The sequence below is a fragment of the Citrobacter sp. Cpo040 genome (genome assembly GCF_030332915.1).
Lineage (GTDB): Bacteria > Pseudomonadota > Gammaproteobacteria > Enterobacterales > Enterobacteriaceae > Citrobacter > Citrobacter portucalensis.
In genome coordinates this window covers 1618894-1631937 of sequence record NZ_JAOWGX010000034.1, presented here as the reverse complement: position 1 = coordinate 1631937, position 13044 = coordinate 1618894, and the positions used below count along the sequence as shown (strand labels likewise).

The 13044-nt window shown below is 54.7% G+C and carries 7 protein-coding genes; 3 read left to right on the top strand and 4 right to left on the bottom strand.

Annotation, left to right across the window (positions count from 1 at the left end; translation table 11 throughout):
- The first annotated feature begins 31 nt into the window (after positions 1–31).
- Positions 32–5644, top strand: coding sequence for an adhesion domain-containing protein (locus OGX86_RS12545; protein WP_286640135.1), 5613 nt, complete (start codon positions 32–34; stop codon positions 5642–5644).
- A gap of 205 nt (positions 5645–5849) precedes the next feature.
- Here the strand turns inward: OGX86_RS12545 and OGX86_RS12540 are convergent, their stop codons facing one another.
- A complete protein-coding gene (locus tag OGX86_RS12540) occupies positions 5850–6398 on the bottom strand; it encodes an REP-associated tyrosine transposase (protein ID WP_286640133.1) in 549 nt (182 codons plus the stop codon).
- A gap of 227 nt (positions 6399–6625) precedes the next feature.
- Positions 6626–7999: an exodeoxyribonuclease VII large subunit gene (gene xseA / locus OGX86_RS12535; RefSeq protein WP_286640131.1), complete on the bottom strand. Its 1374-nt coding sequence runs from the start codon at positions 7997–7999 to the stop codon at positions 6626–6628.
- Between the two features lie 160 nt (positions 8000–8159).
- Between xseA and guaB the strand changes: the two genes are divergently transcribed.
- Positions 8160–9626, top strand: coding sequence for an IMP dehydrogenase (guaB, locus tag OGX86_RS12530; protein WP_003037756.1), 1467 nt, complete (start codon positions 8160–8162; stop codon positions 9624–9626).
- 63 nt (positions 9627–9689) lie between these two features.
- A complete protein-coding gene (guaA, locus tag OGX86_RS12525; protein WP_003037760.1) occupies positions 9690–11267 on the top strand; it encodes a glutamine-hydrolyzing GMP synthase in 1578 nt (525 codons plus the stop codon).
- 121 nt (positions 11268–11388) lie between these two features.
- On the opposite strand, the gene mscS is transcribed toward guaA, so the two are convergent.
- A complete protein-coding gene (gene mscS, locus OGX86_RS12520) occupies positions 11389–12267 on the bottom strand; it encodes a small-conductance mechanosensitive channel MscS (protein ID WP_032944199.1) in 879 nt (292 codons plus the stop codon).
- Positions 12268–12631: 364 nt separating this feature from the next.
- Positions 12632–12835 (bottom strand): YfgG family protein, encoded by a 204-nt coding sequence (locus OGX86_RS12515; RefSeq protein WP_103015178.1) that lies wholly within the window; start codon positions 12833–12835, stop codon positions 12632–12634.
- Positions 12836–13044 lie beyond the last annotated feature (209 nt).

Genomic DNA, 13044 nt, shown 5'->3' with positions numbered 1-13044 from the left:
GTGGATGAAAAATTTTGACAGGGATGGACGTATGAACACGATTTTTCGCTTCTTACTGGTGTTATTGCTAGCGTTGGCTGGGCCTGCGCAAGCGCAGCTGAAAGGCGGTGCCTGGCAAGAAGCGGGTTCATCAACGGGCGCCATCAACGGCACCCCCCCCTCCGCCCTCGGCGCCATTCTTCCTGTTTATCATGATGGTGATAAACTCGATCCCCGCACGACCTACGAGGTTGAGTTCAGCGACATGCCGCGCAGCTTTAGCGTGAACACGAACCCCAGCGTCATGCGTACGATCATGGCGCTTGATGTCGAAGGCGATCTCTTCAGCGACCCGCCGACCATTAGCTGGCCAAATAACGAAGCACCCGCCGTGTCGCTGCTGTGGGCTGACGCCAGTGATCCGGATAAAGCGCAGGTGCTCCTCGATCCGCAGCCGTCGCCTAACCAGACCTTCTGCGCCCAGAATCTGGCCGGGCGTACTTTGGTAACCTGGCCGCAGGTGGATGACGACAGTATTATCCCGACAGTGCAACTGTATACCCTCACCGGCTTGCCCAATTTCTCGGACGTCCAGACGATCGGCCCGCAGGTGACGCTGAAGATTAAACCGGGTGCTGATGCGCCGATTGAGGTGACGGGCGATCACGTTGACGACGTGCTCAAGGCCTCCAAAGTGGAAGTGGGGGAAAGCATCACCCTGACTATCACTACCACCGGCTGTAACGGCGAAGTGATGCCGAACGCGCCATTTATAATCCAGCGCGACAGGGCCACCAACCGCAAGGGCGCGGTTAGCATGGCTGGCGATGATTTTGGCAATATCAACCCGGTACGCATTGACCAGACGGAACTGACCACCACCGCAACGAAATATCAGGGAACGACGGATGCAGCGGGCCAGGCCACGGTGGTGGTGACGCAGCCTAAAGGGCCCGGCGTGAAAACGCATCTTATCATCTCCTCGGTTAATTTCCCGGCGCTGACGGCCAGCACCGACGTGATTTTCACTACGCTGACCAGCCCCGACAGCACATATGCCTTTATGTACGGCCATATGAAAGAAACCGCCACCGGCGTGCTGAACGGCGTCTCGTATACCTTCACCCGCCCGAAGTTGGCGGCGGAAACCAGCCCGAACAAGACCATTATCATCAACAGAGAAACCTGGTCGGAGTTTAACTGGAGCGGCGCGGATAACCACTGCGCTATTTTGCCGAATATCGACCAACTGATTGCGTTGAGAAACGACAACACCACCGAGGCGCGTTACCCCGGCTGGCCGTTGGATAACAGTTCATCGTTTCAGGCGGAATACTGGTCGTCCTCAGAATATCAGCTTAACGGTCACTACGCCCTCAATATGGAAACCGGCGTGCCGCAGGCGGAAAACGACAACAATACCTATCTGGTGAGTTGCGTGGACAAAGCGCCGCCCGCCGCCCATCCGCAGATTACCCTCACCCCGGAAGGGCCTTATAAAAAGGAAGTGGGCGAATCTATTGACGTCATCGCAACCGTGGTGGATAGAGACACCCAACAGCCGCTGCCTTACCGCAAAATGGAACTGTTTATCGACCCGGCGAAAAACCGTCAGGGCGTACACAAAGACGAGTGGGATAATCAGCGCGTCACCGTTGACGGCGAGGGCATAATGGCCTCGTCGACGGAACATTATACTGTCACCACTGACGCCAATGGTCAGGTACACCTGACGTTCAAGCATGACTCAGGTCTGGGGGTGGAAACGCCCATTCGTATGGTGATGGCTAACGATGACGAAGGCAGCGTCGAGAAATCCCTGAGCGTGATCTTCACCGTTATCACCAGCCCGGACGTTGACGTGGCCAATATGTGGGGCCATATGCGGGGCGTGGTGGATGCGGGCAACCTGTACCGACGCCCGGTGCTGGCGGCGGAGGCCAGCGCAGCTCACGGATCGCAAAGCGAAAACAACGAAGAGTGGGCGACGTTCAGCTCGGTCGCCAACGCCACCAGCCAGTGCGGTACGGGGCAGGTGCCGGATACCGGATCGCTTGAACACCTGTACAGCACGCACGCCAGCAACACCATGCTCACCGAACACGGCTGGCCGACGGGGGAGTGGGCCTATATCACGGCGGATCCCACCGGCTCGTCACAGGTAGACACCGTCAATCTGGCGAACGGCGACTCTGGCTCTGGCGATTCAGCCTATCTGACCTGCTCGGCCAATGAGATGGTGGCGGTACTGGATGTCTACTTCAACGACGATCTCAGCCTGCTCACCCCGGTCGCTAAAGTGGGCGAACAGATTAAAATGAACGTCCGTTCGAGCAACAGCCGCAACAATCAACCGGTGGCGAATACCCGCTTTACCGTCACGCTGGCGCCCGGTAAGCGGCGCAACGGAACCGCGACCGGATTTATCGACAAGAGCAACGGCGAACTGATGTTTGACGGTGTGGCCTACAATAACGCAAGTAACGTTTATCAGGGCGTGACCGACGCTCAGGGCAAGGCGGATATCATCATCACGCAGCCGCGCGGCGTAGGCGTGTTAACGCAATTGACCGTTTTGCCGGTGGACGCAATCATCCCGACGGCGATGAACCGCAGCGTGAAGTTTACCGTCGCCACCAGCCCGGACGTCGTAGGCGCTAACATGTGGGGCCATATGCAGGATACCCTCACCGTTGATGGCATGACCTTTGAACGGCCAAAGCTGCAGTCTGAGGCTCCCGCCGCCACGCGTTTCATTGAGGAATCCAACGAAAGCTGGGCGCGCGTTACCCATAGCGATGCCGCCGGTAATCCTGATAAGGGCGGCTGTGCGGTGAACCGCCTGCCGCGTATCGATCAGCTTGAGGCGCTGTATAAGGCCGAAGGCCAGGGCCATGAGCAGGGTATCAAAGATACTCAGGGCTGGCCGGTGAACTTTAATTACTGGAGTTCCACATTCCAGAGCGCCATCACATGGAAGAATAAGTCGCTTTCCAAAGGCAGCGAGTTCTCGGGCAACGCCAGCGTCACTGACTACGTCAGTTGCCTGACCAGCGATAACCCCGTGGGGATGTCTATCACCATTGAACCGGTGGATGACTCGCAAAAGTATGACAACGGCGATATCCACGCGGTGAAAGCGAAAAAGGGCGAGACCATTCAGCTCAAAGTGACGGTGAGAGACATCAACGGCCAGCCGATACCGGAAGCGCCGTTTGTGCTGACGCGTGGTGACGGCTATGATCGTCAGGGCCACAAATACACCGCCAGTGAGGGCGGCGACGCTATCGTCTCCCCCGTGGTGATCGACGGCACGTCGCTGGCTTGGGTTTCCGCTAAAATGGGGTCGCAGACCGGGGCTGACGGCAGCCGAATCATCAACGTCACGCGGCCGGATACCCACGGCACCCTGACGGCGATCACCGCCTCGCTGTATGACGACGCCACGGCAAGCGCCAGCATCGACACTATTTTTACCGTCGTCACCAGCCCGGATGTCGCTCAGGCCCACATGTGGGGACATATGCTGCCATCGCTCACGGCGAAGGATGGCGCGGAGTATCAGCGCCCGCTGCTTTATGACGAACTGACCAGCACGACCAATGCCATCTCGTATACGGAAGACAATGAAAACTGGGCCGGTTTTTACGGGCCGGACAGCGGGAAAAGCAACCCGGCCAACTGCGGCGTGGGCTATTATCCGTCCGTTGAGGCGCTGCGTTCGTTGCAGGAAGCGTATGACAACCGGACGATAAAAACCGGGCAGGGCTGGCCGATTAACCGCTCCTACTGGAGCGGAACGCGCGCGAGTGACATTGGCACGACCAAACCCTACAACTGGATGGCGGTCGACCTGGAAGATGGCAACGCTTCGGCAGTCGCCAACAATTCTGTCAGTAGCATGCAGTACCAGATTTGTAGCGCGACGCCGATGGACCTGTCCATGGGAATCACGCTCACCTCAACCCTGCCGACGAATACGGATTTCCAGGCGGTAACGGTGAAAAGCGGCGAGTCGATCCCGCTGCTGGTCACGACCACCGATGCAGCGGGCAGCCCGAGGCCCTATACCTCTTTTGTATTGGAACGTGATGCCGGCGCGCCGCGCAACGACAACGGCCCGTATAAAGTCGGCGATATTGCGATGACGTTTACATCGTCCGGTTCTGCGTACCCGGTACTCAATGCGACGACCAAGCTGTACGGGATGACCGGTGCAGACGGTACACTGGCTTTGGAACTCACCGAACCTGCCGCTCCGGGGGTTAAAAACATCCTGACTGCCAGCCTGTCCGACGCGCCGACGGTCATGTCATCGCTGCCGGTGGTATTCACCGTCATCACCAGCCCGAACAGCACGCTGGCCTATATGTACGGCCATATGCCTGAAACCTTCACCGCCTCTAACGGCGCGAAGTTTAAGCGCCCGCTGCTTCTGAGCGAGCTGCCGGTGAAAACGGGTAATATATATGGACATAAGACCGGGAATGAAGAGTGGTACAAGATAAACTTCTTTGATACCCAGGGAAGCGGCGCCTGCCCGGTGGAACAGATGGCGACGATGGACGATTACCTGTCGCTGTATGGCGACCATCCAGGTGGCACAGTCACCGCCGATCTTGGGCTGTCAACGGCCGTGAAATGGTGGGCGAGTGATAGAGTGCTGGTACAAAGCTCAGATGGCATAAAGCTTGGCTGGCAAAGTATCGACCTGAACACTGGCAAAGTGGTGCCGGATGTAGGCAATGGCAACTATTTCCAGCAGCTTTGCCTGACCGCGCCGCGCAAACTGTCGATTACCTTCTCCTCAACCGCGTGGAATGGCGATAAATCCGCCGCCGTGGCGAAGAAAGGCGAGGCGCTGCCGATGACGGTGAAAGTCACCGACGCCGCCGGGAAGCCGCAGAAGAAAGCCGTTGTGCAGTTGGCGCGTGCATCGTCTTTCAGCCGCACGGACCCCACAAAGCAGCCTGTCCCAAAGACGATATCCTCCCCACATGAAATTACCACTGCCGAGGCGTATATGAGCGTGACGTCGGTATCGCCTGCGGGAGCTGCTGCGGAATTTAATGATAAAAAAGCCAAATGGTACGGCGTTACCGGTGATGATGGCACGCTGCAGTTTACTCTTGAGCAGAAAGATTCATTGGGGCTGAAAACGGCGATTACCGCCAGTTCAGCCGATCAGCCAACGGCAACCTCAGGCCTTGATGCGATCTTTACCGTGCCAACCAGTCCGGACTCCCCTTATGCCGCATATTGGGGCCATATGCCGGATACCGTTGCGGTGAACGGTATCACGCTGCGCCGTCCGTTGCTGCGGGCGGAAATGGACGCTATACCGCCAGCGGAATGGAAGCTCAATAATGAAAACTGGGGACCAACCTATTTTGATAATGCGACTTCTCACCCGCAAACGTCATTAGCGTACATTTGCGGTACTTATGAAAACGCTGCCACTATGGATGATCTGAAAGCGCTGCAGGGGAAAATTGGGGAGCTACACTGGCCGACGTCGGTACCGACGAGCAGTTATTATTCTTACGACTATGTGTCGCAAACGGGTGAGAAAAGTAGCCGGTGTTCATTTAATGAAACGACCGGCACACCAAACTGTACTCGCAATGGCAGTAACTATGGTTTTGCTGCCTGTCGGGTACCCTGATTTTGACTACCGTAGGTTGTGGTAGGTTGGGTGAGGCGCAGCCGAAACCCGACGAACGCGGAGCGGGATGTGTAATGTCGGGTTCCGCTTCGCTCCACCCAACCTACCATCAATGGCTGTAGGTTGGGTGAGGCGCAGCCGAAACCCGACGAACGTGGAGCGGGATGTGTAATGTCGGGCTCCGCTCCGCTTCGCTCCACCCAACCTACGCCTTGTTCAATGTGCGGCTTCGCTCGCCGGCCTCCATATCGAATACATCCCCGCCCCAATCGGGCGGATATAAACCTTGTCTGACATCCCGGTGAAACGACGAATAAGGCCAATCAACCACACGACCGACCAGGCCATGTTTTAGCGGGTTGATATAAACATAATCCCGATGCCTGGCATAATCTTCGTCATCACGAATCGTGTGTTCCCAAAAGCGACGCTGCCAGATACCGCGCTCGCCTTGCCGCTGCCGGGCAGGAGAGCGCCACTCCTGATGGGGAATTTGCTGGCTAAACGCCGTTTTAATCATCTTCCATCGTGAGGAATAATCGCCATCGCCCTCCGGCAAGGTCCAGATACAATGCATATGCTCCGGCAATACCACCCAGGCATCAATATAAAAACGCTGCCGCTGATGTATCTGTTTGACCACGTTGCGTAGCAGATTGATGCGTTCGATTAACAGATAACTTTGTCGATTCAATAAATTGACCGTGAAAAACCAGGTCCCTCCCGGAACACGGTGACGGCGGTAATTGGGCATGGCGATGCTCTCCCGAATAGAATCATGCGGTGAGGTATACGCTGATGTGGTGGCACCTGAAATAGCACAGTGTTGTTTCTGCGAGCTTGCTTCCTGGATATATAATGTCGGAGCGGGATGTGTAACGTCGGGTTCCGCTTCGCTCCACCCAGCCTACCACTGATTACTGTAGGTTGGGTGGAGTGCAGCCGGCACCCGACGGGCTCGAAGCAGGAGATAAACCGCCGTTACGCTTTATTCGATTTGCGGGGCTTTTTTACCGGGGTGATGGTTTTTACTTCGCTCTCGACCCAACCGTCGTTTAAACGTGTGGTGAGCAGATCGCCGGTTTTCACCTGCTTGATCTTTTTCAGTACGCTACCGCCTGTAGTGGTGGACACGTTGTAGCCGCGCGCCAGCGTCGCCAGCGGACTGACTGCCTCAAGATGGGTAACCGCGTTGCCAAACCGCTCGCGTTGTTCGCTCAGGCGTGCGCGAATCGTCTCAGCCAAACGGTACTCCAGCTGCTGAATACGCGTTTGCGCACGATGAATACGTGGCTGCGGGTTTTGCTGATTCAACCGTTGCAGAATACGCTGTTGGCGCTGATTGGCCTGCTTAATCTTATTCTCAAGAGCGAAATTCATCCGCTGACGCAGCCGCTCCAGCACGGTCTGCTGACGGGCCAGACGCAGTTGCGGATGTTGCTGTTGCAAACGGTGATGAAGCTGAGTAAAGCGACGAGTACGGTTGGCGATATAGTAGTCCATCGCCATCTCCAGACGCTGCTGGCCATGCTGGATTTGACGCAGCAGTTCCAGTTGATTGCGGCTGACAATCTCCGCCGCTGCTGATGGCGTAGGCGCCCGTAAATCTGCAATAAAATCGGCAATAGTGACATCTGTTTCGTGGCCGACGGCGCTTACCACCGGGATGTGGCTGGCAAAGATTGCCCGTGCTACGCGTTCATCGTTAAAACTCCACAAATCTTCCAGAGAACCACCGCCGCGCCCGACGATAAGCACATCGCACTCGCCCCGCGCGTTCGCCAGCTCAATGGCGCGAACGATCTGCCCCAGCGCGTCGTCGCCCTGTACTGCGGTAGGGTAGATAACCACTGGCAGCGACGGATCGCGGCGCTTCAGCACGTGGAGAATGTCGTGCAGCGCAGCCCCGGTTTTCGAGGTAATGACCCCAACGCAGTGAGCCGGTGAGGGTAGTGATTTTTTGAACTGCTGATCGAATAGCCCTTCAGCCTGCAGTTTGGCCTTGAGTTGCTCATATTTTTGCTGCAACAAGCCTTCGCCAGCTGGCTGCATGCTCTCAACAATTATCTGGTAGTCGCCACGCGGTTCGTACAACGTGATGTTGGCGCGTACCAGTACCTGCTGACCGTGCTGCGGACGGAACGTCACCCGGCGGTTGCTGTTGCGGAACATCGCGCAGCGCACCTGGGCGTTATCGTCTTTTAAGGTGAAGTACCAGTGGCCGGAAGAGGGCTGGGTGAAATTCGATATTTCGCCGCTGATCCACACTTGTCCCATCTCCTGCTCAAGCAGCAGACGAACCGTCTGATTCAGGCGGCTTACGGTAAAAATTGAGGAGGTCTGAGAGGATAACATGTGAGCGGGATCAAATTCTAAATCAGCAGGTTATTCAGTCGAAAGTAACATGCTCACAGAGGAGCGCAAGGTTTTTTTGCAAAAAAGTGTGGATGCAATCGGTTACGCTCTGTATAATGCCGCGGCAATATTTAATAACCTCCCAGGTGAGATATTGCCCATGCTACGTATCGCAAAAGAAGCCCTGACGTTTGACGACGTCCTCCTCGTTCCCGCTCATTCTACCGTTCTGCCGAATACTGCTGACCTCAGCACCCAGTTGACGAAAACCATTCGCCTGAACATTCCTATGCTCTCCGCAGCAATGGACACCGTGACGGAAGCGCGCCTGGCAATTGCCCTGGCCCAGGAAGGCGGCATCGGTTTTATCCACAAAAACATGTCCATCGAGCGCCAGGCTGAAGAAGTTCGCCGCGTGAAGAAACACGAATCTGGCGTGGTAACTGACCCACAGACCGTACTGCCAACCACTACTCTGCGCGAAGTGAAAGAACTGACCGAGCGTAACGGCTTTGCAGGCTACCCGGTGGTGACTGAAGATAACGAACTGGTCGGCATCATCACCGGCCGTGACGTGCGTTTTGTGACTGACCTGAACCAGCCGGTTAGCGTATATATGACGCCAAAAGAGCGTCTGGTGACCGTTCGTGAAGGCGAAGCGCGCGATGTCGTTTTTGCCAAAATGCACGAAAAACGCGTTGAGAAAGCGCTGGTTGTTGATGACAGCTTCCACCTGCTCGGCATGATCACCGTAAAAGATTTCCAGAAAGCAGAACGTAAACCTAACGCCTGTAAAGACGAGCATGGTCGTCTGCGCGTTGGTGCAGCAGTAGGTGCTGGCGCAGGTAACGAAGAGCGTGTAGACGCGCTGGTTGCCGCTGGCGTAGACGTTCTGCTGATTGACTCCTCTCACGGCCACTCTGAAGGCGTTCTGCAGCGTATTCGTGAAACTCGCGCTAAATATCCTGACCTGCAGATCATCGGCGGTAACGTTGCTACAGGCGCAGGTGCTCGCGCGCTTGCTGAAGCTGGCTGCAGCGCAGTTAAAGTGGGTATCGGCCCTGGCTCCATCTGTACTACCCGTATCGTGACCGGCGTCGGTGTTCCGCAGATCACTGCCGTTTCTGATGCGGTTGAAGCACTGGAAGGCACCGGTATTCCGGTTATCGCCGACGGCGGTATTCGTTTCTCCGGCGACATCGCTAAAGCGATTGCTGCTGGTGCTGCCGCAGTGATGGTTGGCTCCATGCTGGCGGGTACTGAAGAATCCCCGGGCGAAATCGAACTGTACCAGGGCCGTTCTTACAAATCTTACCGCGGTATGGGTTCTCTGGGCGCGATGTCCAAAGGGTCTTCTGACCGTTACTTCCAGAGCGATAACGCTGCTGACAAACTGGTCCCGGAAGGTATCGAAGGTCGCGTTGCCTATAAAGGTCGCCTGAAAGAGATCATTCACCAGCAGATGGGCGGCCTGCGCTCCTGTATGGGTCTGACCGGCTGTGGTACTATCGACGCGCTGCGAACGAAAGCAGAGTTTGTACGCATCAGCGGTGCGGGTATTCAGGAAAGTCACGTTCACGATGTGACCATAACCAAAGAGTCCCCTAACTACCGCATGGGCTCCTGATAAGTTTCCGCGCCCGGCTATATGCCGGGCGAATTTGTTTCACTTGCCTCGGAATTAGCGTCAATGACAGACAATATTCATAAACATCGCATTCTCATCCTCGATTTCGGCTCGCAGTACACTCAGCTGGTTGCACGTCGCGTACGTGAACTGGGCGTCTACTGTGAACTGTGGGCATGGGATGTTACGGAAGCACAAATTCGCGAATTCAACCCAAGCGGTATCATTCTTTCCGGTGGTCCGGAAAGTACCACCGAAGAAAACAGCCCGCGTGCGCCGGAATACGTTTTCAACGCGGGCGTGCCGGTGTTCGGCGTGTGCTACGGCATGCAGACCATGGCAATGCAACTCGGTGGCCATGTTGAAGGTTCTAACGAACGTGAATTCGGCTATGCGCAGGTTGAAGTTCAGACCGATAGCGCGCTTGTCCGCGGTATTGAAGACTCCCTGACCGCAGACGGCAAACCGCTGCTGGACGTGTGGATGAGCCACGGCGACAAAGTGACCGCCATTCCGGAAGGTTTCGTGACCGTTGCCAGCACCGACAGCTGCCCGTTCGCTATCATGGCGCACGAAGAAAAACGCTTCTACGGCGTGCAGTTCCACCCGGAAGTTACCCACACCCGTCAGGGTATGCGCATGCTGGAGCGTTTTGTGCGCGACATCTGCCAGTGTGAAGCGCTGTGGACGCCGGCAAAAATTATCGATGACGCCGTTGCCCGCATTCGTGAGCAGGTTGGCAATGATAAAGTTATCCTCGGTCTGTCCGGCGGCGTTGACTCCTCCGTGACCGCGATGCTGCTGCACCGTGCTATCGGCAAAAACCTGACCTGCGTGTTCGTCGACAACGGTCTGCTGCGTCTCAACGAAGCTCAGCAGGTGATGGATATGTTCGGCGACCACTTTGGCCTGAACATCGTTCACGTGGAAGGCGAGCAGCGTTTCCTGGACGCGCTGAAAGGCGAGAACGACCCAGAAGCTAAACGTAAAATCATTGGCCGCGTATTCGTGGAAGTATTTGATGAAGAAGCGCTGAAGCTGGAAGACGTTAAGTGGCTGGCTCAGGGCACCATCTACCCGGACGTGATCGAATCCGCGGCATCTGCCACCGGTAAAGCGCACGTTATCAAATCTCACCACAACGTGGGCGGTTTGCCGAAAGAGATGAAGATGGGTCTGGTTGAGCCGCTGCGTGAGCTGTTCAAAGACGAAGTGCGTAAGATTGGTCTGGAGCTGGGCCTGCCGTACGACATGCTGTACCGTCACCCGTTCCCGGGACCGGGTCTGGGCGTACGTGTGCTTGGCGAAGTGAAGAAAGAGTACTGCGACCTGCTGCGTCGCGCGGATGCTATCTTCATTGAAGAGCTGCACAAAGCTGACCTGTATAATAAGGTAAGCCAGGCGTTCACAGTGTTCCTGCCGGTTCGTTCCGTTGGTGTGATGGGCGATGGCCGCAAGTACGACTGGGTTGTTTCCCTGCGTGCGGTAGAAACCATCGACTTTATGACCGCGCACTGGGCACACCTGCCGTATGACTTCTTAGGCCGCGTCTCTAACCGCATTATCAACGAAGTGAACGGTATTTCCCGCGTGGTGTATGACATCAGCGGTAAGCCGCCAGCTACCATTGAGTGGGAATAATATCCCTTTCCGTTAGCGGTTTTTGAACCGGTAATATGCAGAAAACCCTCTGTTTACAGAGGGTTTTTTATTGCACGCATTTCAGCAAATACTTCAGGCGCATGTTCTGCAGGAAAGTACGCTAATCGACCAGTTGCAGCTGAGACTGTTGCTGAGGTGCGACATGCTGAATACGCACATCCATCTGTGGATAGGGTAGGTCGATGTGGTTGGCGTCCAGCGCCTCTTTAATGTTTTCCAGCAGATCGTAATAGGTATTCCAGTATTCGATATTGGGCACCCATACGCGCACGTAAAAATTCAACGCTGAAGCGCCCAGTTCGCCCAGACGAACGGTTACCCCACGTTGCTTATCGATGCGGCTGTCCTGCTCGATAATGTGATTAATAACTTGCTTAACCTCTGCAATCCGACTCTGATAACCCACACCAATCACCAGATCGATACGACGAAAAGGGTGACGGGAATAGTTAATGATGTTGTCAGCGATGATCTTACCGTTTGGAATCACCACTTCTTTGCTGTCCGCGGTTAGCAGGGTGGTGGAGAAGATGTGCACCTTTTCTACTGTTCCGGTGACTGCACCAATCTGCACTACTTCTCCGGCGCGAAAAGGTCGCAGGGAAACCAACAGCACGCCAGCGGCAAAGTTGGAAAGTGAGCTTTGTAACGCGAGGCCAATGGCTAGTCCGGCGGCACCGATGACGGCAATAATGGAGGATGTTTCAATACCGATGCGACCTAATGCGGCGACGACGGAAAAGGCGAGGGTGATGTAACGTACCAGCGCGGTGAAAAACTGAATGATCGTTCTGTCGACTTTACGTTTAAGCAGTAACTTTTCCAGCCCACGAGAGAGCAGACGAGCGATAAATTTACCGATAAACAATAAGATCACGGCGGCAACGATATTCCAGCCGAATTGAATGACAGCATCGCTGTGCCCGGCGATCCACTCAAGGCCGCTTCTTATTTTCGGGAATAATAAAAAACCACTCATGGTATTACCCTGTAGTATTTAAAAATGATAACAATTCAAATAACTATTTAATTTTCATGCGAAATATAAATGCTTGCGTCAGTGATATTTGCTGGTGATATTAATTAGCGTTTATTTGAGCACTGTTTGTCTTTTTATGTCCGTTAAACCGGAACGTAAAAATCAGCGCGAATGGTGCGGTGAAGTGGGATGAAAAGATTGTGCATTTGTGCGAAAAATATGGCCGATTATCTGATAATTAAGCGAGAGAGGAGAGATGTGTGTAAAGTTTCGTCACTCAAATCCCTTACCGGATGGTTAAATATCAGGCGATTAGCCATCCGGTAAGGAATCTTAATGCTGGGGGTATCACAGGCGCGAGCGATCAATGTACGTCGGTTTGTGCAGAAGATGTCTGTTGCGGCTGAGTGGTCTGCTGAGATTCTTTTTTGTCCTGGTGGTGATGCCACGCACCAATGGCGGAGTAGACGAAGCGTCCGAAGAAGAAGAGAAAGCTGATAAGCAGTACGATCCGGATCATGCGACTGTTAAATCGGTGTCGTTTGCGTAGGCTGGTAACCTGGCTCACAAAAGGTTCCTTGTAGTGTACCCAACTGAGGGCGATACTCACATTAAGGCACACTGAGAGGAAATGGTCAATTCTTCCTTATGTAAAATTGCTTCGGTTGTTTTATCTTCTTATGTTATGGAAATTAATATTATTATTTGCATGAATAATGTATTAACGATAAAAAATAATGAAAAGAGTAATAATTGATGAATGAGGGGCATTTTTTT

Coding starts and splice junctions, on each gene's coding strand:
- OGX86_RS12545 (WP_286640135.1), top strand. CDS start 32: ATGAACACGATTTTTCGCTTCTTACTGGTGTTATTGCTAGCGTTGGCT.
- OGX86_RS12540 (WP_286640133.1), bottom strand. CDS start 6,398: ATGCCCAATTACCGCCGTCACCGTGTTCCGGGAGGGACCTGGTTTTTC.
- xseA (WP_286640131.1), bottom strand. CDS start 7,999: ATGTTATCCTCTCAGACCTCCTCAATTTTTACCGTAAGCCGCCTGAAT.
- guaB (WP_003037756.1), top strand. CDS start 8,160: ATGCTACGTATCGCAAAAGAAGCCCTGACGTTTGACGACGTCCTCCTC.
- guaA (WP_003037760.1), top strand. CDS start 9,690: ATGACAGACAATATTCATAAACATCGCATTCTCATCCTCGATTTCGGC.
- mscS (WP_032944199.1), bottom strand. CDS start 12,267: ATGAGTGGTTTTTTATTATTCCCGAAAATAAGAAGCGGCCTTGAGTGG.